At 69.2% G+C, this 23,112-nt stretch carries 22 protein-coding genes; 1 reads left to right on the forward strand and 21 read right to left on the reverse strand.

Annotated elements, in window-relative coordinates; translation table 11 throughout:
- Window positions 1–157: 157 nt before the first annotated feature.
- Window positions 158–1,207, forward strand: coding sequence for a carbon-nitrogen hydrolase family protein (locus AB4Z46_RS01965; protein WP_442281787.1), 1,050 nt, complete (start codon window positions 158–160; stop codon window positions 1,205–1,207).
- Window positions 1,208–1,223: 16 nt separating this feature from the next.
- Here the strand turns inward: AB4Z46_RS01965 and AB4Z46_RS01970 are convergent, their stop codons facing one another.
- The 21 genes from AB4Z46_RS01970 to AB4Z46_RS02070 all read right to left on the reverse strand — a co-directional run bounded on the left by AB4Z46_RS01970 (window position 1,224) and on the right by AB4Z46_RS02070 (window position 23,101).
- On the reverse strand, window positions 1,224–1,661 hold the full coding sequence (locus AB4Z46_RS01970; RefSeq protein WP_442281788.1) for an acyl-CoA thioesterase: 438 nt from the start codon (window positions 1,659–1,661) through the stop codon (window positions 1,224–1,226).
- Entirely contained in the window at window positions 1,658–2,197 is a 540-nt protein-coding gene (locus AB4Z46_RS01975; protein WP_442281789.1) for a MarR family winged helix-turn-helix transcriptional regulator, read from the reverse strand. Before AB4Z46_RS01975 ends, AB4Z46_RS01970 begins: the two co-directional genes overlap by 4 nt.
- On the reverse strand, window positions 2,194–2,967 hold the full coding sequence (locus AB4Z46_RS01980; RefSeq protein ID WP_442281790.1) for an SDR family NAD(P)-dependent oxidoreductase: 774 nt from the start codon (window positions 2,965–2,967) through the stop codon (window positions 2,194–2,196). The genes AB4Z46_RS01975 and AB4Z46_RS01980 overlap by 4 nt, the downstream gene beginning before the upstream one ends.
- Before the next feature lie 47 nt (window positions 2,968–3,014).
- Window positions 3,015–3,764 carry an SDR family NAD(P)-dependent oxidoreductase gene (locus AB4Z46_RS01985; protein WP_442281791.1) on the reverse strand — a complete coding sequence of 250 codons (750 nt, stop codon included), beginning with the start codon at window positions 3,762–3,764 and terminating at the stop codon, window positions 3,015–3,017.
- 3 nt (window positions 3,765–3,767) lie between these two features.
- Window positions 3,768–5,363, reverse strand: coding sequence for an ATP-dependent acyl-CoA ligase (locus AB4Z46_RS01990; RefSeq protein ID WP_442281792.1), 1,596 nt, complete (start codon window positions 5,361–5,363; stop codon window positions 3,768–3,770).
- Window positions 5,353–6,084, reverse strand: coding sequence for an ABC transporter ATP-binding protein (locus AB4Z46_RS01995; RefSeq protein WP_442281793.1), 732 nt, complete (start codon window positions 6,082–6,084; stop codon window positions 5,353–5,355). The genes AB4Z46_RS01990 and AB4Z46_RS01995 overlap by 11 nt, the downstream gene beginning before the upstream one ends.
- On the reverse strand, window positions 6,081–7,865 hold the full coding sequence (locus tag AB4Z46_RS02000; protein ID WP_442281794.1) for a branched-chain amino acid ABC transporter ATP-binding protein/permease: 1,785 nt from the start codon (window positions 7,863–7,865) through the stop codon (window positions 6,081–6,083). Before AB4Z46_RS02000 ends, AB4Z46_RS01995 begins: the two co-directional genes overlap by 4 nt.
- Entirely contained in the window at window positions 7,862–8,917 is a 1,056-nt protein-coding gene (locus AB4Z46_RS02005) for a branched-chain amino acid ABC transporter permease (RefSeq protein ID WP_442281795.1), read from the reverse strand. The genes AB4Z46_RS02000 and AB4Z46_RS02005 overlap by 4 nt, the downstream gene beginning before the upstream one ends.
- Before the next feature lie 166 nt (window positions 8,918–9,083).
- A complete protein-coding gene (locus tag AB4Z46_RS02010) occupies window positions 9,084–10,241 on the reverse strand; it encodes an ABC transporter substrate-binding protein (protein ID WP_442281796.1) in 1,158 nt (385 codons plus the stop codon).
- A gap of 39 nt (window positions 10,242–10,280) precedes the next feature.
- Window positions 10,281–10,748 (reverse strand): aromatic-ring-hydroxylating dioxygenase subunit beta, encoded by a 468-nt coding sequence (locus tag AB4Z46_RS02015; protein ID WP_442281797.1) that lies wholly within the window; start codon window positions 10,746–10,748, stop codon window positions 10,281–10,283.
- Complete coding sequence (locus tag AB4Z46_RS02020) at window positions 10,748–12,073, reverse strand: aromatic ring-hydroxylating dioxygenase subunit alpha (protein WP_442281798.1); 1,326 nt, start codon at window positions 12,071–12,073, stop codon at window positions 10,748–10,750. The genes AB4Z46_RS02015 and AB4Z46_RS02020 overlap by 1 nt, the downstream gene beginning before the upstream one ends.
- Window positions 12,074–13,219, reverse strand: coding sequence for an ABC transporter substrate-binding protein (locus AB4Z46_RS02025; RefSeq protein WP_442281799.1), 1,146 nt, complete (start codon window positions 13,217–13,219; stop codon window positions 12,074–12,076).
- Between the two features lie 2 nt (window positions 13,220–13,221).
- Complete coding sequence (locus AB4Z46_RS02030) at window positions 13,222–14,376, reverse strand: ABC transporter substrate-binding protein (protein ID WP_442281800.1); 1,155 nt, start codon at window positions 14,374–14,376, stop codon at window positions 13,222–13,224.
- Window positions 14,377–14,523: 147 nt separating this feature from the next.
- A complete protein-coding gene (locus AB4Z46_RS02035; RefSeq protein WP_442281801.1) occupies window positions 14,524–15,276 on the reverse strand; it encodes an SDR family oxidoreductase in 753 nt (250 codons plus the stop codon).
- Window positions 15,273–16,085, reverse strand: a complete 813-nt coding sequence (locus AB4Z46_RS02040; protein WP_442281802.1) for a cyclase family protein — start codon at window positions 16,083–16,085, stop codon at window positions 15,273–15,275. Before AB4Z46_RS02040 ends, AB4Z46_RS02035 begins: the two co-directional genes overlap by 4 nt.
- Before the next feature lie 129 nt (window positions 16,086–16,214).
- Window positions 16,215–17,468: an SDR family NAD(P)-dependent oxidoreductase gene (locus AB4Z46_RS02045; RefSeq protein ID WP_442281803.1), complete on the reverse strand. Its 1,254-nt coding sequence runs from the start codon at window positions 17,466–17,468 to the stop codon at window positions 16,215–16,217.
- Window positions 17,465–18,634, reverse strand: a complete 1,170-nt coding sequence (locus AB4Z46_RS02050) for a thiolase family protein (RefSeq protein ID WP_442281804.1) — start codon at window positions 18,632–18,634, stop codon at window positions 17,465–17,467. Before AB4Z46_RS02050 ends, AB4Z46_RS02045 begins: the two co-directional genes overlap by 4 nt.
- Complete coding sequence (locus AB4Z46_RS02055) at window positions 18,631–20,262, reverse strand: AMP-binding protein (protein WP_442281805.1); 1,632 nt, start codon at window positions 20,260–20,262, stop codon at window positions 18,631–18,633. Before AB4Z46_RS02055 ends, AB4Z46_RS02050 begins: the two co-directional genes overlap by 4 nt.
- A 7-nt stretch (window positions 20,263–20,269) precedes the next feature.
- Entirely contained in the window at window positions 20,270–20,755 is a 486-nt protein-coding gene (locus AB4Z46_RS02060) for an aromatic-ring-hydroxylating dioxygenase subunit beta (RefSeq protein WP_442281806.1), read from the reverse strand.
- Entirely contained in the window at window positions 20,755–22,068 is a 1,314-nt protein-coding gene (locus tag AB4Z46_RS02065; protein WP_442281807.1) for an aromatic ring-hydroxylating dioxygenase subunit alpha, read from the reverse strand. The genes AB4Z46_RS02060 and AB4Z46_RS02065 overlap by 1 nt, the downstream gene beginning before the upstream one ends.
- Window positions 22,069–22,108: 40 nt before the next feature.
- Entirely contained in the window at window positions 22,109–23,101 is a 993-nt protein-coding gene (locus tag AB4Z46_RS02070; protein WP_442281808.1) for a PDR/VanB family oxidoreductase, read from the reverse strand.
- Window positions 23,102–23,112: the final 11 nt, after the last annotated feature.

Below are 23,112 nucleotides of genomic sequence, written 5' to 3' on the forward strand. Positions count from 1 at the left end.
CTTCCGGGAAGGTGCGGCCTGCAACGCTGGATCAAGAACGCTGCGAAATCCGGACAAGGCGTTTCCAGGCGGCGAACTTACGCTTCAAGCAACCCGCATGCCACCGCGCTAACCCGGATGCGGCGGGTTCCTTCCGTCCCTTTTGGAGTCCACCACCATGTCCAGCACAACCCATCCCCGCCTTCGCGTCGCCGCGGTGCAGGCCGCGCCCGTCTTCCTCGACCTGGACGCCACGATCGACAAGACCATCGCGCTCATGGCCGAAGCGGCCGGCCAGGGCGTGCAGCTGATCGCCTTCCCCGAGACCTGGGTGCCCGGCTACCCGTGGTGGATCTGGCTCGATTCGCCGGCCTGGGGCATGCAGTTCGTGCAGCGCTACCACGACAACGCGCTGGTGGTCGGCTCGGCCGAGTTCGACCGCATCCGCGAGGCCGCGCGCAAGCACCGCATCTGGGTCTCGCTCGGCTACAGCGAGAAGGCGGCGGGCAGCCTGTACATCGCCCAGGCGCTGATCGACGACCAGGGCCACACGCTGCAGACCCGACGCAAGCTCAAGCCCACCCACGTCGAGCGCACCGTGTTCGGCGAAGGCGACGGCTCGGACCTCAGCGTGGTCGAGACAGCGATCGGCAACATCGGCTCGCTGTCGTGCTGGGAGCACCTGCAACCGCTCAGCAAGTACGCGATGTACTCGCAGAACGAGCAGATCCACTGCGGCGCCTGGCCCAGCTTCTCGCTCTACCGCGGCGGCGCCTACGCGCTCGGCGCCGAAGTCAACAACGCGGCCAGCCAGGTGTATGCGGCCGAGGGCCAGTGCTTCGTGGTCGCGCCCTGCGCCACGGTCTCGAAAGCGATGCACGAGATGCTGTGCACCGATGCCGCCAAGCAGCAGATGCTGCTGGTCGGCGGCGGCTTTGCGCGCATCTACGGCCCCGACGGATCGCCGCTGGGCAAGAACCTGGCCGAGGACGAGGAGGGGCTGGTGGTGGCCGAATTCGACCTCGGCATGATCTCGCTGGCCAAGGCGGCCGGCGATCCGGCGGGCCACTATGCGCGGCCCGACGTCACGCAGCTGCTGTTCAACAAGACGCGGCGCGCGCCGGTGGTGCTGCAGCGCCAGGCCGAACCCGAGGCCGCCGGACCCGAGGCCGTGGCAGCCACGGCAGAGCCTGCCGCGGCCATCGCGCGCCAGTCGGCCACGGCCTGACTGGCGGCGTCGGCGCTCAGCCCGCGGCGGCCGGCACGCCGCGCACGATCGCCTCGCGCAGCGCCGTGGGGATCTCGAGCGCGCGGTGGCTCTCGAGCGAGGTCGTCACCAGCACCTGGCGCATCTGCATGCGGAGTTCGCCCGCCATGTCGACGCACTGCAGCGCCAGGGTCAGCGAGCGTGTGCCCAGGCGCTCGACCGCAAGCGCCAGCGTCACGCGGTCGCCGAAGCGGCTCACCGCGCGGAAGTCGGCCTCCAGCCGAACCGTCGGCAGGCCGATGCGCTGCTGCACGATCAGCCGCTGGTAGCCGATGCCCAGCGCGTCGACCCAGTCCTCGACCAGGCCGTTGAACATCACGAAGTACTGCGGATAGAAGACGATGCCCGCGGGATCGCAATCGGAGAAGCGGATCAGCCGCTCGCGGCGGAACGCGCCGGCGGGTGCCGCGCTCACGACGGCTCCTCGCCGGCGGCCTCGTTGCGCATCACGTGCACCCGCAGCTGCCCCAGCTGGCTGTGCAGCTGGCGCACCGTCTTCATGTCGAGCCCCGAGAACATCTCGAGGATCCATTGCTCGTGCTCGCTGGCCATGGCCTCGAAACTGCGGCGGCCCTTGGGCGTGAGGCTCACGATCCAGGCCCGGCGGTCGTCCGGGCTGGCGGTGCGCGAGACCACACCTTCTCGCTCGAGTTCGTCGGTGAGGCCGGTCACGTTGCCGCCGGTGACCATCAGGTAGCGCGACAGCACGCGCATCTTGAGGCCGTCCTTGTAGCGGTAGAGCTGCGCCATGTAGTCGAAGCGCGCCAGCGTGATGTCGAAGCGCTCGCGCAGCCGCTTGCGGATCTCGGCCTCGATCTGCGTGGTGCTGGCCAGCATGCGCAGCCAGAGCTTGAGCACGGCGTGGTCGTCGTTGCCCGCGCGGGCTTCGTGGCCCAGTTCCTCGGCGTCGCTGAGCACCGCGTGCGAGGGGTCGTTGGTGCTGTCGATCATGTCACTTCTCCTCCCGACACCGAGATCGACTGGCCGGTGACCGAAGCCGCACCCTCGCCGCACAGCCAGCGCACCGCATCGGCCACCTCGGCCGGCTGCACGATGCGGCGCTGCGGATTGACGCCCGCGAATTCCGCCAGCGCATCGGCCTCGCTGCGGCCGGTCTTGCCGACCACGTTGGCGACGCTGTTGCGCAGGATGTCGGTGTCGGTATAGCCCGGGCAGACCGCATTCACCGTGATGCCCTTGCGCGCCACTTCGAGCGCCAGCGAGCGCGTGAGCCCGATCACGCCGTGCTTGGCCGCCGTGTAGGCCGCCACATAGGCGTAGCCCTTCTGACCCGCGGTGCTCGCGATGTTCACGATGCGGCCCCAGCCGAGCTCGAGCATGTCGGGCAGCGCGGCCTGGGCACACAGGAAGCTGCCCGTGAGGTTGACCCCCAGCATGCGCTGCCAGAGCTCGACCGAGGTCTTGAGGAAAGGCGCGCTCTCGGCCTGGCCCGCGTTGTTGACCAGGATGGCGACCGGGCCCGACGCGGCGCGCAGGGCCTCGAAGGCGGCGCGCACCGAGTCGGCGTCGCCGACGTCGGCCACCGCCACGGCGTGCCCCGTGCCCGGCAGCTCGCGCTGCACACGCTCCAGCGCGGCGCGATCGCGGCCGATCAGGGTGAGGCGGGCGCCCTCGGCCGCCAACGTGCGCGCAATCTCGGCGCCGATCCCGCGGGCGGCGCCGGTCACGACCGCGTGGCGCCCATTCAGTGCATTCTTCATGGCTGGATAAATCGTTGACAACTAAACATTTTAACCGCCGATGCTTTTCAGCGCATCGAGCGGCCGCCGTTGAGGTCGAGCGTCGCGCCCGTCGTGAAGGCGCCCGCCGCCGAAGCGAGGTACACCACGGCCGCCGCCACTTCCTGCGCCTCGCCGAAGCGGCCGAGCGGGATGCTGCGCAGCAACGCCTGCTGGCGCTCGGAGTCCATGGCGTCGAGCAGCGGGCTGCGGATCGCCGCCGGAGCGATCGCGTTGACCGTCACGCCGTCGGCCGCCAGTTCCTGTGCGAACGAGCGCGTCAGCGCGATCAAGGCCGCCTTGGAGGCCGCGTAGTGAACGCCGGTCGCGGCGCTGGCCTGCTGGCCCGCGATCGAACCCAGGTTGATGATGCGTCCCGAGCCCCGGCCGCGCATGTGGCGTCCGGCAATGCGGCAGCCGAAGAAGCTGCCGCGCAGGTTCACCGCCATGACCTCGTCCCACTCGCCGGCCGTGATGTCCCAGAGCGAAGTGGACGGCGTCAAGGCGGCGTTGTTGACCATCACGTCGACCGCGCCGAAGCGCTGCACCGCGCCCTCGAAGCAGCGCGCGAAGGCGGCCTCGTCGCGCACGTCGAGCGCCATCGAGACGCCCGCGTGGCCGGCGTCCCGCAGGCTCGCCGCCACGGCATCGACGCCCGCGCCGTCGATATCGGCGAGCGCCACGCGGGCGCCGGCCTCGGCCAGCCCGCGCGCGATCGCGGCCCCGAGGCCCTGCCCTGCGCCGGTGACGAAAGCCGTGCGACCGTCCAGGGAGAACATCGCTCAGCCCCTGGCCCGCGCGGCCGGACCCCGGTCCCAGGTGGCGGCCGACACGCCGCGCTCGCGCAGCTTGTACTTCTGGACCTTGCCGTTCTCGGTGCGCGGCAGGTCGTCCAGCAGATCGACGTAGCGGGGCACGGCGAAGTAAGGCAGGCGCGCTTCGCAAAAGCGCATGAGCTCGTCGGGATCGATGCGGCTGCCGGCCCGGGCCACCAGCGCCGCCATCACCTCGTCCTCCGCCAGTTCGGAGTGCACCGGGTAGACCGCGCAGGCGGCCACGCACGGATGGCTCAGCAGCACCTGCTCGACCTCGAAGGAGGAGATGTTCTCGCCGCGGCGCCGGATCGCGTCCTTGATGCGGTCGACGAAGCGGAAGGCGCCGTCGGCATCGCGCAGCACGCGGTCGCCGGTATGGAACCACAGGTTGCGCCAGGCCTCGACGGTCTTCTGCGGCATGTTGAAGTAGCCGCTCGCGAAGGCGTAGGGCTCGTCGGCGCGCAGCAGCAGTTCGCCGGCCTCGCCCGGCGGCAACTCGGCATCGTCCTCGTCGGCGACCCGCGCCTGGAAGCCCGGCCGCAGCCAGCCCATCACGCCGCCGCGCGGCGAATCGGGGGCGGTGGCGATCGCGAAGTTGGTCTCGGTCGAGCCGTAGCCTTCGAGCAGCCGCACGCCGGTGCGCGCCAGGAAGGCCTGGCCCGCCGCCGCCGGCACGCCCGGGCCGAGTCCGGTGCGAACCCGGTGCGCTCGTTCGCCGGGCCCTTCGGGCTGGGCGAGCAGGATCGGCACCATGGCGCCGAGCAGGTAGACCACGGTGGCGCCGCAGGCCCGCATCGAAGGCCAGAAGCCCGAGGCCGAGAAGCGCGATTCGAACACCACCTCCGCGCCCGTGAGCGCGGCCTGCGCGAAGGTGTTGAGCGCATTGATGTGGAACAGCGGCAGCGTGGTGCACAGCACGTCGTCGGCGCCGACGCCGAGCACCTCGGCACTGTTCACGCCCCACCAGAAATACTGGGCATGCGGGCAGATCACGCCCTTGGCCGGGCCGGTCGTGCCGGAGGTGTAGAGGATCGCGAGCGGGTCGCCGGGCCGGACGTCCGCCGGCGCGATCGCCTCGCCGCCGAGCGGGTACGGCACGAGCCGAATGCCCGCGGGCGGCTGCCATGCGGCGTGGACTTCACCGATGACCCAGATCTCGCGCAGCGCGGTGCGACCGAGGTCCGCGGTCTGCAGACGCTCCAGCCAGTCCGCCTCGATCACGAGCAGCTTCGCCTCGCTGTTGGCGAGGAAGTATTCGATCTGCGGACCCATCGACGCCGTGTTGACCGGCACCGCCACGGCGCCGAGCCAGCCGGCGCCGAGAAAGGCCTCGAGGAACTCGATGCGGTTGCCGCACATCAGGGCCACGCGATCGCCGCGCGCCACGCCCGATTGCGCCAGGGCTGCGGCGCGCGTCGCAGCGGCTGCGGCCGCATCGGCATGCGACCACGCGCGGCCCGCCACCCGCAGCAGCGGACGCCGGGCGAACAACGCCGACTGGCGTTGCAGCATTGCGGGCAGCGTGCGCAGCGCGGCGGGCAGCGCGCGGACCTCAGTCGTCATCGTGGGTGCCTCCGCCGAGGTAGGTGGCCTGCACTCGCGGATCGCTCTCGAGCTGCGCCGAGGGCCCCGACAGCGCGATCTCGCCGGTCTCAAGCACGTAGCCATGGTCGGAACTCTCGAGCGCGGCGCGCGCGTTCTGCTCCACCAGCAGGATCGAGACGCCGTCCTCGCGCAGCTTGCGCACGATCGTGAGGATGTCGCGCACGATCAGCGGCGCCAGGCCCAGGCTGGGCTCGTCGAGCATCAGCAGGCGCGGCGCCGACATCAGTGCGCGGCCGACCGCGAGCATCTGCCGCTCGCCGCCCGACAAGGTGTCGGCGCGCTGCGCACGCCGCTCGGCCAGCCGCGGAAAACGGTCGTAGACCGATTGCAGCTGGCGCTTCAGCGCGTCGCTGCGCAGCCGCCTGGAAAAGGCGCCGAGCTGCAGGTTGTCGAGCACGCTGAGCTCGCCGAAGAGCTCGCGCTTCTCGGGCACCAGGCACAGGCCTCGCTCGACGCGGGCCTCGACGTCGAGGCCGTGCAGGTCCTCGCCTTCGAAGCGCAAGATGCCCTGGCTGGGCAGCAGGCCCATCGCGGCGGCCAGCAGCGTGGTCTTGCCGGCACCGTTCGGGCCGATCACGGAAATGATCTGGCCGTGTTCCAGGTTGAGCGAGACGCCGCGCACGGCGTCGACCTGCCCGTACGAAACATGCAAGTCCCCGATCTCGAGCATCGCGGTCATACGACGCTCCCCAGGTACGCCGCCTGCACCCGCTCGTCCGCGCGCACTGCCGAGGGCACGCCCTCGACCAGCTTGGAGCCGAAGTTCATCACCACCAGCCGATCCACCAGTTTCATCACGAAGTCCATGTCATGTTCGACGATCAGGATGGTCACGCCCTCGTCGCGCAGCTTGCGCAGCAGGTCGCCGAGCGCCATCTTCTCCTTGCGCCTGAGGCCGGCGGCGGGCTCGTCGAGCACCAGCAGCACCGGGTCGGCGGCGAGCGCCCGCGCGATCTCCAGGATGCGCTGCGTGCCCAGCGGCAGGCTGCCGGCGAGCTTGTGCGCGCGGTCGCCGAGGCCGATGCGGTCGAGCTGGCGCTGCGCCTCCTGCAGGATCTGGCGCTCCTCGGTGCGGTCCAGCCGCAGTCCGGCCTTGAGCACGCCCGAGGTGGTGCGCGAGTGGGCACCGAGCGCGACGTTGTCGAGCAGGCTCATGTGCGGGCGCAGCTTCACGTGCTGGAAGGTGCGCGCCAGCCCGAGCCGCGCCACCTTGCGCTGCGGCAGGCCCGCGATGTCCTGGCCCAGGAAGCGCACCTGGCCCGCGGTCATCGGCAGCGTGCAGGTCAGCAGGTTGAACATGGTCGACTTGCCGGCGCCGTTGGGCCCGATGAGGCCGACGATCTCGCCCGCCTTGACATCGAAGCTCACGTCGTTGACCGCGACCAGGCCGCCGAAGCGCTTGACCGCGCCGGTCACCGAGAGGATCGGCGAGCCGCGGTCGGGCAGGCTGCGATGCGGCAGAGGCTCGACCGGCACCGCGGGCTCGCGCGAGGGCGCCGCGGCGAAACGGCCGCGGGTCCAGCGGCGCACGAAGCCCATCAGGCCGCCGCGCGCGAAGTGCAGCAGCAGGATGAAGAGCGTCGCGAACGCCACCGCCTCGAGCTGGCCGGCGCGCTGCGTGAGCATCGGCAGCACGTCTTGCAGGCCGTTCTTGAGGATCAGCACCAGGGCCGAGCCGACCAGCGCGCCCGCGAGCTGCCCGAGACCGCCGGCCACCGCCATCAGCAGGTACTCGATGCTGGCGCGCACGTCGAAGGGCGACGGACTCACGAAGCGGTTCATGTGCGCATAGAGCCAGCCCGCGAGGCCGGCGAACAGCGCCGCCGTGACGAACAGCGAGAGCCGCACGCGGTAGGCGTCCGCGCCCACGCTGGCGAGCAGGGTCGCGCCGCCGCGCAGGCTGCGGATGGCACGGCCCGGCCGCGACTGCAGCAGGTTGTGGCTGAACAGGAAGGCCAGCCCGACCAGCGCCCAGATCAGGTAGTAGATGGCGCGCGGGTCGGCCAGCGACCATGTCCCGATCGTCAGCGGCGGGATGTTCGACAGCCCCGTGTGCCGTCCCAGCGCATCGACGTTGCCGAACAGCATCGCGATCGACAGCCCCCAGGCGATGGTGCTGAGCGGCAGGAAGTGGCCGCCCAGGCGCAGCGTGAGCATGCCGATGGCGAGCGCCGAGAGCCCGGTCAGCAGCAGCGCGAACAGCAGTCCGAGCCACGGCGACAAGCCTTGGGCGGTGGTCAGCCATGCGGTCGCATAGGCCGCGATGCCGACGAAGGCCGCCTGCCCGAACGAGGTGGCGCCGCCGATGCCGGTCAGCATCACCAGGCCGAGTGCGACCAGCGCACCGATGCCGATGTCGTTGAGCAGCGAGACCGTGAAGTTGCCGGCGAGCATCGGCGCGACGGCCAATGCGACGACCACCAGGCCGATCCAGAAGTTGCGGGTCCGAACGAGGCTCATTGGTCCACCTCGTCTTCTTCCTCTTCCGAATGCACGCTCATGAAGGAGCGCAGCATCAGCACCGGGATCAGCAGGCTGAACACGATCACATCCTTCAGCGCGCCGCTCCAGAACGAGGCGAAGCTCTCGACCACGCCGACCGCGAGCGCGCCGATGGCGGTCATCGGGTAGCTCACGAGGCCGCCGATGATCGCAGCCACGAAGGCCTTGAGGCCGATGATGAAACCGGAGTCGTAGTACATGGTGGTCACGGGTGCGATCAGCACCCCGATCAGGCCGGCCAGCAGCGAGGCGCTGCCATAGGCCAGCAAGGCGGTGCGCGCCGGCCGGATGCCGACCAGCCGCGCACCGACGCGGTTGACCGCGGTGGCGCGCAGCGCCTTGCCCGCCACCGTGCGCTCGAACACCAGGAAGAACAGGCCACTCAGCACGATCGCCGCGCCGACCATCAGCACCACCTGCCCGCTGACGGAGAAGCCGTCGCCGAGCGCGATGCTGCCGCCGGCGAGCGGCTGGGTGCGCGAGCCCTCAGGGCCGAAGAACAGCAGGCCGAGGCCCGACAGCAGGAAGTGCAGCGCCAGCGAGACGATCAGGAGCACCAGCACCGAGGCGTCGGCGATCGGCTGGAACACCACCCGCGCCAAGAGCGGCGCGATCGGCACCACCAGCAGCACGGTGACCGCGATCTGCACGGCCGCCGGCATGCCCGCCCGCGCGGTCGCCCAGGCCAGCAGGCAGGGCAGCAGCGGCAGCACGCCCCAGGCCAGGATCGCCTTGGGCACCTTGCGGCCTTCGCCGCGCCGCAGCAGGCTGCCGACCTCGGTCAGCACCGCGAGCGCGGCCAGCACCATGACCAGTCCGATCGTCGGCGGCAGCCGGCCGGTCTCGAAGGCCGCCAGCGTCAGCGCCGCGAAGGCCGCGATGTCGCCGAAGGGCACGAACACCACCCGCGTGACGGAAAAAATCAGCACCAGCCCGAGCCCTGCGAGCAGATAGACCGCGCCATTGGCGAGCCCGTCGATGCCCAGGATGAGCGCCACGTCCCATGTCATTGAAATGCCCTTCGCATGATCGTCCTGAAGTTCCGAAGTGAGAGTTGAAAAACCGATTCAGAGCGTGTGCAGCGGATCAGGCCGCCGCCGGGCCGCTCCCAAGGCGGCCTGCGGCCCCCTCGGGGGGCAGCGACCCACACGCAGTGGGGGAGCGTGGGGGCCACATTCAGGGGGCGAGTCTCCATTGGCCGTTGTCGAGCTTGACGATCACGCGGGCGCGCTCGTCCACGCCATAGAGATTGCCCGGCTTGAAGTTGTAGACGCCGTGCGTGCCCACCACTTCCTTGGTGCTGGCGATCGCGTCGCGCAGCGACAGCCGGAACTCGGGCGTGCCGGGCTCGCCCTTGGCGCGCGCCGCGGCGTCGGTGAACACCAGCCAGCCGTCGAAGGAATAGGCCGAGAAGGCATCGCTGGTCGGCGCGTTGTTCACCTTCTGGAAGGCGGCGCGGAAATCCATGGCGATCTTCTTGGTCGGGTAGTTGTCAGGCAGTTGCTCGGCGACGATCACCGGCCCGGTGGGCATCAGCGCGTTCTGGCCCGAGGCACCGACCACCCGCACGAAGTCGGGGTTGATCAGGCCGTGCTGGCCGTACACCGGCCCCTTGAAGCCGCGCTCGGTCAGCGCCAGGAAAGGCAGCGCGCCCGGCGTGCCGGCGCCGCCGGTCATGACCGCATCGGGTTTCATCGCGACCAGCTTGAGCACCTGGCCGGTGACCGACGCATCGGCGCGCGCATAGCGCTCGTTGCCCAGCACCTTGATGCCGGCCTCGGGCGCCGACTTCATCAGCGCGTTGTAGACCAGGTCGCCCCAGGCGTCGGAGAAGCCGATGTAGCCCACCGTCTTGACGCCGTCCTTCTTCATGCGCTGGACCACCGCGTCGATCATGAGCTGGGTCGGCTGCGCGACCGTGAACACCCAGGCGTTCTCGGCGGCGTCGAGCTGGATCGGCGTCAGGCCGATCATCGGCACCTTGGCGTCGCGGCCCACCTGCGCCATCGCGATCGCGGCCGGCACGCCCGAGGTGCCCATCAGCACGTCGACCTTGTCCTCCTCGACCAGCTTGCGCGCGTTGCGCCCCGCGGTGGTCGGGTCGGAGCCGTCGTCGAGCACGATCAGCTGGATCTTGCGGCCGTTGACCTCCGGCTTGTAGGCCAGCGCGGCCTGCATGCCCTTGGCGTAGGGCACGCCGAGCGAGGAGTTGGGGCCGGAGAGCGAAACGCTCAGGCCGACCTTGAGGTCGGCCGCGAACGCCGCTGCCGTGAGGCCGAAGCCCAGCGCGGCCGCCAGTGCGCTGCGGGTCAAGGTCTGCATCAAGCTCTTCATGTCGGGGCTCCTGGTGGGTGGAATGGATGAGCGGATCGCTCAGATGAACAACTGGATCGCCGGCAGCGCACGCCCGGCATTGAGAAGGTCGACGCGCTTCTGCCGGATCGCCCAGCCGGAGGGCGTGCGCAGGAGCAGATGGCGACAGGTGCCGGCCAGCAGTTGCTGCTGCTCGCCGCGTGACTCGACATAGATGAAGGGCGTGCTGAGCGATACCTCGCCGGCGACCTCGTCCTCTTGTTCGATGCGCGATCGCTGAAGCACGTGCTGGCAATGGCTGGCCGGGTGCTGCGAATGCGCGCGCGGGTTCTTGAGGCGCTCGATGCGCAGCTGCAGCAGCAGCCGGTCCTCGTAGGCGATCGAGTTGTGCGAGAAGGGGTCGGCCTGCGCCGCGCCCAGCAGCGGCACCCAGTAGTGGCCGTCCTCGGCGAACAGCGCCAGCCAGTCGTCGAAGCGGCCGGCGTCGAGCAGCGCGGCCTCGGCGGCGACGAAGTTCTCCGGGGCCATCACGCCGCCGTCTCCGTGCCGGCCGTCATGAACTTCGCCCAGGCGCGAAACTGGTTGCGCATCAGCAGTTCGTTGGTCCCGTTGGTGGTGATCGTCGACTGCGCCAGTTCCGAGGGATCGAAGTTGCGATGCAGGCTCACCCACTCGTTGCCCTCGGCGCGCAGGCCCTGCTGCATGCTCTCGAACAGGTGCACGTCGTCATGCGCCACCACCGACATCGGCGAGAAGACCAGGCGGTTGTAGCTCATCGCGCGCTCGAACAGCAGGTCGGGCGCGCCGGCGGCACGGAAGCTCCAGGCCTCGATCAGCGTGCGGTCGGCGGCCAGCGGCCGGATCACGCGGATCGCCTGCGGCGAGCCCTTGACCGAGAGGCTGGGGAAGAACACCGAGTTCTGCGGCGAGCGCTGCAGGATCTCGAGCGCGCGGTCGGCGCCGTGTGCATCGCGCATCGCCTGCTCGTAGTCCGGCAACTGCGCGTAGTTCGAATGGATGCTGAAGTTGACGCCCAGCACGCTGTGGCCGTTGGCGAACACGCGGCCGCCCATCCGGTCGAAGAAGTCGTAGCCCGAGCCGAAGGGCAGGATCTGCTCCATCGCCATCGGCTTGGGCGCGTCGGGCGCCCGGCCCTGCCACAGCGCATCGGCCGCCTGCGTGGCCGATTCGTGGGTCGACATCGGATGCACCGTGTCGTTGATGTTCTCGAGGTACATCTTCCAGTTGCAGTGGATGATGTTGCGCAGCACGCCGCCACCGACCGTGAGCCGGCCCTCGGGCGAGCGGTCGACCATGTTGTCGATGGCCTGCAGCACCTCGCCGAAATAGTCCTCGAAGGCCGGGCCTTGGTCGGCCAGCCGCGCGAAGACGAAGTCGCGGTACACGGCCACGTGCTTCAGCGCCGTGAGCCCCTGCCCCGACTCGCATTCCTTCAGGCGCGTGCCTTCATAGCCGCTCTTGAGCGGGATCGCCAGCGGCGCGCCGTCGAGCTTGTAGGTCCAGGCGTGGTACGGGCAGCGGAAGAACTTGCCCGTGTTGCCGCACTCGTCCGTGACCAGCCGGCTGCCCTTGTGGGCGCAGCGGTTGTAGAACACGCGCACGGCCCCATCGGGCTGGCGCACCATCATCACCGGCCGGCCGGCCAGGTCCAGCGACCAGAAGTCGCCGGCGTTCGGCACCTGGCTCGCGTGCCCCACGTAGAGCCAGGTGTTGGCGAAGAACCGCTCCTGCTCGAGCGCGAACAGCTCCTCGCTCAGGTACAGGTCGCGGTGCACGCGATCGTCCTGGACGAGCGCGCGGATCGCTTCGGGCCGGTCGCGGTAGGTGGCCATCTACGGAACCAGCTTCCACTGGCCTTTCTCGCTGCGAACGATCACCACCGCGCGCTGGTCGGAGCCATAGCGGTTGTCGGGCTTGAAGTTGTAGATGCCGTGGGTGCCGGTCAACTCCTTGGTGCTCACGATCGCGTCGCGCAGCGCGGTGCGGTAGGCCGGCGTGCCGGGCTCGCCCTTGGCGCGCGCGACGGCGTCGGCCAGCAGCAGGTAGGCGTCGTAGGTGTAGGAGGAGAAGGCGTCGTTCGGCGGCGCGCCGTTGGCCTTCTGGTAGGCGCTTCGGAAGGCCATCGAGACCTTCTTGATCGGATTGCCGTCGGGCAGCTGGTCGGCCACCAGCACCGGCCCGCTGGGCACCTGCAGGCCCTCGATGGACGCGCCGCCCACGCGCACGAAGTCGGCGTTGATCAGGCCGTGGGTGCCGTAGATCTGGCCCTTGTAGCCGCGCTCGGCCAGCGCGAGGTAGGGCAGCGCGCCCGGCGTGCCGGAGTTGCCTGCGAACACCGCGTCGGGCCGCGCCGAGATGATCTTGAGCACCTGGCCCGCCACGGATGAGTCGCTGCGTGCATAGCGCTCGTTGGCGACCACCTTGATGCCGGCGGCTTCGCCGCTCTTCACGAGCGAGTCGTAGGCGAGGTCGCCCAGCGCGTCCGAGAAGCCGATGAAGGCCACCGTCTTGACGCCCGACTTCTTCATGCGCTCGACCACCGCCGCGACCATCAGCGGGAAAGGCTGCGACACGGTCACGGTCCAGGCGCCTTCAGGGCCCGGGATCGTGACCGGCGTGGGCGAGATCAACGGCGTGTTGAGCTCACGGGCGACCGCGGCGATCGCCATCGCGCCTGGCACGCCCGAGGTGCCGATCAGTACGTCGACCTTGTCCTCGACCACCAGCTTGCGCGCGTTGCGCCCGGCGGTGGTCGGGTCGGAAGCGTCGTCGAGCACGATCAGCTCGACCTTGTGGCCCGCGAGCACGGGGTGCTCGGCGATCGCGGCGCGAATGCCCTTCTCGTAGGGAATGCCCAGTGCCGACACGGGGCCCGAGAGCGAGCTGATGAAGCCGACCTTGAGGTCGGCGGACCAGGCCTGGGCGATGCCCAGTGCGAGGAGCGTGGTGCCGGCGGCGATGCGTGCGAGTTTTTTCATTTTCACGGCACCAGTTTCCACTGGCCCTTTTCGAGTTTGACGATCACGCGCGAGCGCTCGTCCGAGCCGTAGCGTTCATCGGGCTTGAAGTTGTAGACGCTGTGCGTGCCGGCCAGCTCCTTGGTGCTGACGATCGCGTCGCGCAGCGCCACGCGGTAGGCCGGCGTGCCGGGCTCGCCCTTGGCGCGCGCGGCGGCGTCGAGGAACAGCAGCCAGGCGTCGAAGGTGTAGGCCGAGAAGGCGTCGGTCGGCGGCGCGCCGTTGGCCTTCTGGTAGGCCGCGCGGAAGTCCATCGAGACCTTGCGGATCGGGTTCGAGTCGGGGAGCTGCTCGGCCACGATCACCGGGCCGGTCGGCGCCAGCAGGCCTTCGACCGACGGGCCGCCCACGCGCACGAAGTCGGGGTTGATCAGCGCGTGCATGCCGTAGATCTGGCCCTTGTAGCCGCGCTCGGCCAGCGCCAGGTAGGGCAAGGCACCGGGCGTGCCCGAAGTGCCGGTGATCACCGCGTCGGGCTTCAGCGCGACGATCTTCAGCACCTGGCCCGTGACCGAGGAATCGGCGCGCGCATAGCGCTCGTTCGACACCACCTGGATGCCGGCCGGCTCTGCGCTCTTCTTGAGCGCGTCGTAGACCAGGTCGCCCCAGGCGTCGGAGAAGCCGATATAGCCGACCGTCTTCACGCCCGACTTCTTCATGCGCTCGACCACCGCGCTGACCATCAGCGGCGCCGGCTGCGGCAATGTGACCATCCAGGCGCCGTCGTCGCCCGGCAGGTTGGCGTTGGCGATCGAGATCAGCGGCGTCTTGGTCTCACGCGCGACCGCGGCAATCGCCAGCGCGCCGGGCGAACCCGCGGTGCCGATGATCACGTCGACCTTGTCCTCGTCGATCATCTTGCGCGCGTTGCGTGCGGCGGTCGTCGGGTCCGAGGCGTCGTCGAGCTGCACCAGCTGGATCTTGCGGCCGTTGAGCTCCGACTTGTAGGCCAGCGCGGCCTTCATGCCCTTCTCATACGGGATGCCGAGCGAGGACACGGGCCCCGACAGCGAGGTGATGAAACCCACCTTGAGGTCGGCCGCCAGCGCGCTGGCGGCGGTCAGGGCGCCGGCGGCCACAAGGCCCGCCAGTGCGCAGATTCGGGTCGAGACTTTCATGCAAACCTCCTGAGGTTGGAGCCAAACGAAGAAGAACCGAAGACGTCAAACAAGAACATGATTTATGAAATGTTTAAGTGTCAAGAATGCTAGTGAAGCTGTGGCGCGCTGACAAGGGTGGGAACGATGAGTTGCCGGCGTTGGGTGTCAAAGGGCCAGACTGCCGACACTGGTGCCACCGCACACGTACAGCACCTGCCCCGTGACGAACCCGTTCGCGGGGTCGGCGAAGAAACGCACGGCCCGTGCCACGTCGGCCGATTCGCCAAGTCGCCTGACCGGCACCGAGGCCGCGAGCGCACGCTCCTTGTCGCTGCCGGCTTCGACGACGTCGTAGAACATGTCGGTGCGGATCGGGCCCGGCGCGACCACGTTCACCGTGATGCCCTCGGGCGCGAGCTCGAGCGCCCAGGTGCGCGCCATGCCCAGCATGCCGGCCTTGGTGGCCGAGTAGCTGGTGCGCGTGGCGAGACCCAGCGCCGCGCGCGAGGACAACAGCACCACGCGGCCGAAGCGCTGCGCGCGCATCGCCGGCAGCGCGGCCTGCACCAGCTGGATGGCGCAGCCCAGGTGCAGGTCGACCAGCGCGTCGAGGTCGTCGAGCTTCACGTCGGCGATCAGCGCCGGCCGGATCACGCCGGCGTTGTGCACCACGGTGGTCACCTCGAAGCGCCGCACCAGTTCGGCCGCGGCCTGCGCGGTGGCCGCGCGATCGGCGAGATCGACCTCGATGCTGTGCAGCTTCGGATGGTCGATGTCCGCCGCTCGCCGCGCCAGCGACACCACTTCGTAGCCTTGCGCCAGCAGGTCTTCGCAGATGGCGCGGCCGATGCCGGCACTGCCGCCGGTGACGGCGGCAACCTTGGACTCGCCGGTGCCCCCCGCGACCCGGGCCGTCATGCCGAGGCTCCGATCAACGCGAGCACGCGCAGCGGACTGCCGCTGCCCTTCTCGATCTTCAGCGGCGGGCAGATCAGCACCGCGCCCGCGGGCGGCAGCAGGTCGAGGTTGCTGAGGCACTGCAGGCCGTAGCGCCCGGCCCCGTGCATGTAGTAGTGGCACGGATACGGCGGGCGCAGGTGGTAGCCCTGGCCGGCATCGGTGCCGATGGCCTCGGAGCCGAAGCCGATCACGTCGCGCTCCTCGACCAGGAAGCGCACCGCCTCGGTGCTCGGGCCCGGCGTGTGTTGGCCGGTCTCGTCGAAGTTCTGGTAGGCCTCTGGGTCCTGGCGCTTCGACCAGTCGGTGCGCATCAGCGCCCAGGCGCCCTTCGGGATGCGGCCATGGCGGCTCTCGTAGCGTTCGATGTCCGCGATGCTCAGCAGGTAGTCGTCGTCGGCCTTGACCTGTTCGGAGCAGTCGATCACGCAGGCCGGCGCCACGAAGTGCTGCACCGGAATCGTGTCGACCGAATTGTTCGGCAGGTCGCGCCCCGAGATCCAGTGGATCGGCGCATCGAAGTGCGTGCCCGTGTGCTCGCCGCAGGAGAAGTTGTTCCAGTACCAGCCCGGCCCGCGCTCGTCGTACTTCGACACCTCCTCGATGCGGAAGGGCCAGCACTGGCCCATCTCGGGCGGCAGCGCGATCTGCGGGAACTCGGGCGTGAGCGTCTGCGTGAGGTCGACCACGCGGATGCGGCCGCTGGCCATCGCGCTCACCAGGCCGCCGAGGATCTCGGCGGCGGACATCAGTTCGGTCGTGGTCGTCATTGAATCGCTCCTGCGTTCGGTTTCATTCCAGGAATACCGCGGAACCGGCTTTGCCGGGCCGCTGGTATTGCCCCCTGGAGGGGGAGCTCGCTACACGAAGTGAGCGAGATTCGGGGGTGGGTCATTTGCTCAGCCGCCTGCCGCCAACTCGCGTTCCAGGATCTTGGGGTTGTCGCGCCAGCGCTCGAGCCACTCCTGCGCCACGTCGCCGGGGTACACGTCCTCGACGCCGTCGCGCAGCGCCTTGACGATCGCATTGGCCAGCGCACCGGCGCCGAGCTTGGGCGGCGGCATGTGCTGGTTCCATTCGTCGTCGATCGGGCCCGGGAACACATTGATCACGCGGATGCCGGCCGGCCGCATCTCGGCGCGCAGGCACTGCGCGAGCGAATGGGCCGCGGCCTTCGAGGCGCTGAAGGTGCCGTGCGGCGGAAAGTTGCTGAGGGCGTAGACCGACAGCAGGTTGACCCAGGCGGTGGCGCCGGTCACGCCGTCGGCGGAGCGGCCCTTGAGCGCCGGGCCGAACTCCTGCGCCAGCCGCAGCAGGCCGAAATAGTTGATGTCCATCTCGGCCTTCGCGACATCGGTGCCGCGCCGCGCGCCGATGCCGAAGCTGCGATGCACCTCGGCGTTGTTGATCACGATGTCGACCTTGCCGCCGATCTCGCCCGCCAGCTCGGTCACCGAGCGGCCGTTGGTCAGGTCCAGCGGCACCAGCGTGACCTGCGGCAGCGCCGAGATGTCGTCGAGTCCATCGCCCATCTTCTTCCAGGGCTCCGCATGGCCGACCCAGACGATGTCGGCGCCGGCCTTGACCAGCGCACGCACGATCGCCTGGCCGACCTCGGTCTTGCCGTCGGTGACCAGCACCTTGCGGAACTTCGGATCGCTGGTCATTTCTCTCAGCATCTTGTCGTCGGCCATGTGGGCGCTCCCTTCGTTCGGAAATCCAATCAATACCGCCTGCCCCGCGCGGTCGAGCCGGGCGCCCACGCGCACCCGCGCAGGTGCCTCGCCGACCTCGCCATGCAGGTGGACCATCAGCGTCGGGCCGGCATCGAGATGCACCAGGCCCAGCCGCCAGGGCAGCCGCTCGCGGAAGAACAGGTCGTTGCTGTGGTGCAGCGTGGTGCTGCTGAGCAGCTCGCCCTCGCCGCCTTGCTCTCGCCAGTGCAGGTGCGGCGACAGGCACTTGTGGCAGGCCTCGCGCGGCGGGTACTGCACCGCGCCGCAGTCCTCGCAGGTCTGCAGTTCGAAGCGACCCTCGGCAGCGGCCGCGGTGATGCCGAGCGCCACGCGGCCGCGCGCCCAGGGCGGCAGGTTCATCTGCCGGGTGCGCAGCACCGGGTTCTTGCGCTTGGGGCGCATCAGGGGCATGGTCATGCTGGCCTTCCAAGAATGACGGCGCCCGTGCACAGGCAGCGGTCGTAGGTCACCATGCCGAAGCCCGCGACCAGGCCCAGCCGGGCGTCGGGCACGGTGCGCGGTCCGGCGCTGTCGGTCAGCTGGCGGATCGTCTCGGTCATGCCGAGGAAGCCGCCCGCCGCACCGGCCTGCCCGGCCGAGAGCTGGCCGCCGCTGGTGTTGTTGGGAAAGCTGCCGTCGTTCGTCATGGTGTGCGAGCGCACGAAGGCCGAGCCCTCGCCCTTCTCGCAGAAGCCGAGGTCCTCGAACTGCATCATCACGATCACCGGGTAGTCGTCGTAGGTCTGGACGAAGTCGATGTCGGCAGGCCCCGCGCCGGCTTGCGCATAAAGGTCGTCGCGATCGACCCGCCAACCGCCGCGCACCATCACAGGGTCTTCCGAGTAGGCGTTGTGGCGCTCGATCGCGCCGCGGATCACCGCATGCGGCAGGCCGAGATCGCGCGCGCGCTCCTCGCTCATCACCAGGAAGGCCTCGGCACCCGCGCAGGGCATCACGCAGTCGAACAGATGAATGGGGTCCGAGATCGGCCTTGCGGCGATGTACTCGTCCAGGCTCAGCGGCTTCTTGAACATCGCGTTCGGGTTCTTCAGGGCGTTGCTGCGCTGGTCGACGCAGATGCGGCCGAAGTCCTCGCGCGTGGCGCCGAAGGTGCCCATGTAGTGGGCGGTGATGAAGGCGAAGATCGAGTTCGGCCCGCCCGAGCCGTAGGGATAGGTGGCGTCGCGCGCGAAGTTGCTGAAGGCGCCCAGCGTCTGGCGAAACGAATCCACATGGTTGGTGTCGGCCGCGACGCAGGCCACGACATCGGCATCGCCGGCCTGCACCGCGCGCGCCGCGCGCCGCAGGCACATCACGCCCGAGGCGCCGCCGGTCGGCACGTGGTCGAGCCAGCGCGGCGACAGGCCCAGGTGCTGCGTCACGCCGACGGCGGTGTCGGGTGCCAGCGAGAAGCTGCTGACGCAAAGCCCGTCGATCTGTTCCTTCTTGAGGCCGCTGGCCTTCACCAGTGCTTCCATTGCCTGGCCGAGGAACCAGTGCGCGCCGAGCGTCGAATAGCGCTGGTAGGGCACGGTGACCGGCACGGCGACCGCCACGCCGTCATAGGACATCCGTCGTTTCATGATTGCCTCTTCTTCATCGCGCGCGTGTCGATGCAATGGCTTTGCCCCGGCAGCGCATGCGCCATCTCGCGCAGCTGCCCGCGCTGGATCTTCTGCGAGGCGGTGAGCGGCAGCGCATCGACGAAGGCCACGTAGCCCGGCGCCTTGTAGTAGGCCAGCTGCGCCAGCGCATGCGCGACGATGCTGGCCGCCAGTTGCTCCGGCTCGGACGCATCGGCGTCCTCGCGCATGACGATGCAGGCCAGCACCTCGTCGCCGCGCACCGCATCGGGCGTGGCGGCCACGGCGGAAGTCTTCACGGCCGGATGCTGGTTCAGCACGCTCTCGACCTCCACCGCCGAGATGTTCTCGCCGCTGCGCCGGATCACGTTCTTCTTGCGGTCGACGAAGTAGAAGTTGCCCTCGGCATCGCGGCGCACCATGTCGCCGGTATGGAACCAGCCGTCGGCCCAGGCCTCGCGCGTGGCGTCCTCGTCCTTCAGGTAGCCCGAGAAGAAATAGCGCTTCGGATCGGCACCGCTGGCCCGCACCAGCAGTTCGCCCGGCGTGCCGTCGGCGACATCGTGGCCTTCGTCGTCCACCAGGCGGATCTCGACGAAGTCCTCGCGGCGGCCGAAGCAGCTGGTGCCGACGTGCCGCGGTTCGTGGTTGGCCATCACGCAGGCGGCGGCGCCGGTCTCGGTCATGGCCCAGGCCTCGACCAGCGGAAAGCCGAAGCGGGCCTCGAACGGCGCGTGGTTCTTGCGATCCACGCCGGCGCCAAAGCCCCAGCGGATGGCGTGCTCGCGGTCCGAGGCCGATGCGGGCGCCGACAGCAGCATCGCCGGCATCACGCCGAGGTAGTGCGCGATGGTGGCGCGGCTCTCGCGCGCGCTCTGAAGCCAGCTTTTGGGATGAAAACGGTCGAGCTGCACCAGGCAGCCGCCCGCGACCAGCACCACCATGGTCGAGAACGCCATCGCGTTCACGTGGTTGAGCGGCAGCGGCGTGATGATGCGTTCGGTATCGGGCCGCACCGGGCAGAGGTCGCCGAGCTCCGCGTACCACTGGCCGGCGCGCAGGAAGTACTCGTTGCCGAGCATGCAGCCCTTGGGGCGGCCCGTGGTGCCGGAGGTGTAGAGCAGCGCGCATTCGGTCGCGAGGCCGATCGGTTCGGCGACACGCGGCGGCGGCGTCTTCGACGGCGGCACGGCGTCGACCGCATCGGGCGCCATCGTCTCGAAGGGCCGGCCGGCGGCTTCGGCGGCGGCACGCAGGTCGGCCGCGCGGTGAGGCAGCGTCACCGCCAGGCCGATCTCGCTGTGGCCGATCAGGTAGCTCAGTTCGGCCGAACGCATTTCGGCGTTGATCGGCACCACGCTCACGCCCAGCGCGTTGAGCGCAAACCAGTGGAAGAGAAAGTCCGGGCGGTTTTCGAGCAGCAGGCCGACCCGGTGGCCGTGCCCGTAGCCGGCTTTCGCGAAGGCAGCGCGCAGGCGCTCCACCCGTGCGGCGGCTTCGCCCCAGTGAATCGCCCCCGGCGCAATGCCGTAGGCCGCGGCGGTGACCGATTCGGTGAAAAGGAACTCGGCGCCGGGCGTGCGCCGGGCGCTCGCACAGAAGGCGTCGTGGACGGTGGCGTGAAGCATGGCGTCCCTAGATGAACAGCTGCACCGCAGGCAGCGCGGCGTCGCAGTTGAGCAGGTTGACGCGCTTGAGCGTCATGCGCAGCGCGCCGTCCTGCAGCGTCAGGTGATGGAAGAAGGTGCCGACGTAGAACTGCAGTTCGTCGCCCTGCGACTCCGTGTAGTGGAACTCGCTGCGCACCACGAAGCGCTGGCCCTCGAGATCGAATGCCTCGACCGTCGGCGTCTGCAGCAGGTGGTGGCAACGGCTCGGCGGCTGCTGCGAGAAGGCGCGCGGGCTCTTGAGCCGTTCGATGCGCAGCTCGCGCAGCAGCTTGTCCTCGTACAGGTGCGAGGTGTGGTTGAGTCCGTCCTCCTGGTCGGGCACCAGCGGCACCCAGTAGAAGGCGTCGTCGGTGAAGAGCGCGTTCCATTCCTCGTAGCGCTTGGCATCGAGCAGGCGCACTTCGTTCACCACGAAGTCGATCAGGTCCTGGCGGGTCACATCGGCCTGCATCACATCGTCTCCGTCATGAATTTCGCCCAGGTGCGGTACTGGTTGCGCATCGGCAGCTCGCTGGTGCCGATCGTGGTGATCTCGCCGCCCGCGGTCTCCGACGGATCGAAGTTGCGATGCAGGCTGACCCATTCGTTGCCGCTCGCGTGCAGCCCGGCCTGGATGCCGCGGTAGGCCTGCAGGTCGTCGTGGCCGACCACCGAGAACGGCGAATTGATCAGCCGGTTGTACATGGTCGTGCGCTGCAGCAGTTCGGGCGGCGCGCCCTTGAGGCGGAAGGTCCAGCTCTCGACCAGCGTCTTGTCGACCGCGATCGGCCGCACCACGCGGATCGCCTGGATCGCGCCCTTGATCGTGAGGTTGGGGTAGTACACGGTGTTGTGCCGCGCCATGCCGAGGATCTGGGCGGTGCGCTCCTCGCCGTACTTCGCCTTCATCGCATCGTCGTACGCCGGAATCGCCTTGTACTTGCTGTGGATGCTGAAGTTGACGCCCGTGAAGCTGTGGCCGTTGTCGTAGGTGCGCACGCCCATGTCCTCGAAGAACTTGTAGTCGGACATGAAAGGCACGAACTGCTCGATGGCCATCGGCTTCGGCTCGTCGGCGGGCTTGTCGGCCCACATGTTCTTGGCGGTGCCGGCAGAGGATTCGTGCGCCACCATCGGATGCATGGTGTCGTTGAGGTTCTCGACGAACATCTTCCAGTTGCACTGGTGCACGAAGCGCAGGCAGCCGCCGGCGATCTCGAGTTCGCCCTCGGGCGAGCGGTCGGCCATGTTGTCGATCGAGCTCAGCGAGTCGCCGAAGAATTCCTCGAAGTCGGGACCGACGTCGTTGATCTTGAGGAAGATGAAGCCGCGGTAGCTGCGTACGTTCTTGATCGTCGTCAGGCCCTTGGCGGATTCGCATTCATGCAGCTGCGTGCCTTCATAGCCGTTCTTGAGCGGGATCGACAGCAGCGAGCCGTCGGTCTTGAAGGTCCACGCGTGGTAGGGGCAGCGGAAGAACTTGCCGGTGTTGCCGCAGGGCGCGGTCACCAGGCGCGAACCCTTGTGTGCGCAGCGGTTCATCATCGCGCGCACCGAACCGTCGGTGTGGCGCACGATGATCAGCGGGCGGCCCGCGATCTCGGTGTGGAGGTAGTCGCCGGACTTCGGGATCTGGCTCTCGTGGCCCGCGTAGTTCCAGGTGTTGGCGAAGAAGTGCTCCTGCTCCAGCTCGAACAGCTCGGCGCTGGTGTAGAGGTCACGGTGTACGCGGTCGGGCTGCACCAGCGCGCGCACCGCCTCGGGGTTGCCTCGGTAGGAAGTCATGTGTGTGGCTCCATTGATCAGTTGAGGACAGAGCAAAGTCTCAAATATCCAGCACCAGCCGCGGCCCCTTGGCGCGCGAGATGCAGATCTGCATGACGTTGCCTTGCGCCTTTTCGCGCGCGGTCAGCACATAGTCGCGGTGGTCGATCTCGCCCGCCATCACGGGGGTCGCGCAGACGCCGCATTCGCCGCGCTTGCAGTCGAACATCGGGTCGCAGCCGTGCTCGATCAGGCAGTCGAGGATGCTCTGGTCGGCCGGCACCGTGAAGCGCTGACCGGACTGGGCCAGCTCGACCTCGAAGGCGTGGTCGCCCTCCTCCACGACCGGTGTGGTGAAGAGTTCGAAGTGCACGCGGTCGTGGGTCCAGCCGCGCGCTTGCGTCTGCGCCAGCACGGCGTCGAGCATCAGCTTGGGGCCGCACACGTAGAGGCGGTCGCCGGCGGGGATGCCGTCCAGCATCGCGCCGATGTCGAACGGGCCGCCCTGCTCCACATCGGCATGCAGGCGCAGGTCGTCGCCGAGCAGCGCCTGCAACTCGGGCACGAAGGCCATCAGCTCCGGGCTGCGGCCGGCATAGTGCATGCGCACCGGCAGGCCTTCGGCGCGGCGACGCGTCGCCATGCTGGCGAGCGGCGTCACGCCGATGCCGCCGGCCAGCAGCACGGTGCCGCCCGGGCCGGTGTGCAGCGGGAAGTCGTTCTTGGGCGCTTCGATCGTGACCAGATCGCCTTCGCGCAGCCGCTCGTGCATGAAGCGCGAGCCGCCCCGGCCTTCGGCCTCCTTGCGCACTGCGATCACGTAATCGGTGGGTGCCTCCGTGGCCTTCGCGTCGACGGAAAAATTGATCAGCGAGTAGTGGCGCCAGTCGTTCGAACCATCAGGCAGTTCGACGCGCACGCGGATGTGGGCGCCGGCGGCAAAGCCGGGCAGCACGCCGTCGTCGACCGGGCCGAGCCTGAAGGTCTTGATCAGCGGATTCAGCTCGCGCGCCTCGGCGACGCGCAGTTGCAGGGTCAGGGGCTGGGCGGACATGGCAGGTTTCC

Origin of the sequence: Variovorax sp. M-6 (assembly GCF_052114385.1) — a bacterium.
In the GTDB taxonomy this organism is placed as follows: domain Bacteria; phylum Pseudomonadota; class Gammaproteobacteria; order Burkholderiales; family Burkholderiaceae_C; genus Variovorax.

Excerpts from the sequence above, each read along its gene's own strand:
- AB4Z46_RS01965 (WP_442281787.1), top strand. The coding sequence starts at position 158 with ATGTCCAGCACAACCCATCCCCGCCTTCGCGTCGCCGCGGTGCAGGCC.
- AB4Z46_RS01975 (WP_442281789.1), bottom strand. The coding sequence starts at position 2,197 with ATGATCGACAGCACCAACGACCCCTCGCACGCGGTGCTCAGCGACGCC.
- AB4Z46_RS01980 (WP_442281790.1), bottom strand. The coding sequence starts at position 2,967 with ATGAAGAATGCACTGAATGGGCGCCACGCGGTCGTGACCGGCGCCGCC.
- AB4Z46_RS01985 (WP_442281791.1), bottom strand. The coding sequence starts at position 3,764 with ATGTTCTCCCTGGACGGTCGCACGGCTTTCGTCACCGGCGCAGGGCAG.
- AB4Z46_RS01990 (WP_442281792.1), bottom strand. The coding sequence starts at position 5,363 with ATGACGACTGAGGTCCGCGCGCTGCCCGCCGCGCTGCGCACGCTGCCC.
- AB4Z46_RS01995 (WP_442281793.1), bottom strand. The coding sequence starts at position 6,084 with ATGACCGCGATGCTCGAGATCGGGGACTTGCATGTTTCGTACGGGCAG.
- AB4Z46_RS02000 (WP_442281794.1), bottom strand. The coding sequence starts at position 7,865 with ATGAGCCTCGTTCGGACCCGCAACTTCTGGATCGGCCTGGTGGTCGTC.
- AB4Z46_RS02005 (WP_442281795.1), bottom strand. The coding sequence starts at position 8,917 with ATGACATGGGACGTGGCGCTCATCCTGGGCATCGACGGGCTCGCCAAT.
- AB4Z46_RS02010 (WP_442281796.1), bottom strand. The coding sequence starts at position 10,241 with ATGAAGAGCTTGATGCAGACCTTGACCCGCAGCGCACTGGCGGCCGCG.
- AB4Z46_RS02015 (WP_442281797.1), bottom strand. The coding sequence starts at position 10,748 with ATGGCCCCGGAGAACTTCGTCGCCGCCGAGGCCGCGCTGCTCGACGCC.
- AB4Z46_RS02020 (WP_442281798.1), bottom strand. The coding sequence starts at position 12,073 with ATGGCCACCTACCGCGACCGGCCCGAAGCGATCCGCGCGCTCGTCCAG.
- AB4Z46_RS02025 (WP_442281799.1), bottom strand. The coding sequence starts at position 13,219 with ATGAAAAAACTCGCACGCATCGCCGCCGGCACCACGCTCCTCGCACTG.
- AB4Z46_RS02030 (WP_442281800.1), bottom strand. The coding sequence starts at position 14,376 with ATGAAAGTCTCGACCCGAATCTGCGCACTGGCGGGCCTTGTGGCCGCC.
- AB4Z46_RS02035 (WP_442281801.1), bottom strand. The coding sequence starts at position 15,276 with ATGACGGCCCGGGTCGCGGGGGGCACCGGCGAGTCCAAGGTTGCCGCC.
- AB4Z46_RS02040 (WP_442281802.1), bottom strand. The coding sequence starts at position 16,085 with ATGACGACCACGACCGAACTGATGTCCGCCGCCGAGATCCTCGGCGGC.
- AB4Z46_RS02045 (WP_442281803.1), bottom strand. The coding sequence starts at position 17,468 with ATGACCATGCCCCTGATGCGCCCCAAGCGCAAGAACCCGGTGCTGCGC.
- AB4Z46_RS02050 (WP_442281804.1), bottom strand. The coding sequence starts at position 18,634 with ATGAAACGACGGATGTCCTATGACGGCGTGGCGGTCGCCGTGCCGGTC.
- AB4Z46_RS02055 (WP_442281805.1), bottom strand. The coding sequence starts at position 20,262 with ATGCTTCACGCCACCGTCCACGACGCCTTCTGTGCGAGCGCCCGGCGC.
- AB4Z46_RS02060 (WP_442281806.1), bottom strand. The coding sequence starts at position 20,755 with ATGCAGGCCGATGTGACCCGCCAGGACCTGATCGACTTCGTGGTGAAC.
- AB4Z46_RS02065 (WP_442281807.1), bottom strand. The coding sequence starts at position 22,068 with ATGACTTCCTACCGAGGCAACCCCGAGGCGGTGCGCGCGCTGGTGCAG.
- AB4Z46_RS02070 (WP_442281808.1), bottom strand. The coding sequence starts at position 23,101 with ATGTCCGCCCAGCCCCTGACCCTGCAACTGCGCGTCGCCGAGGCGCGC.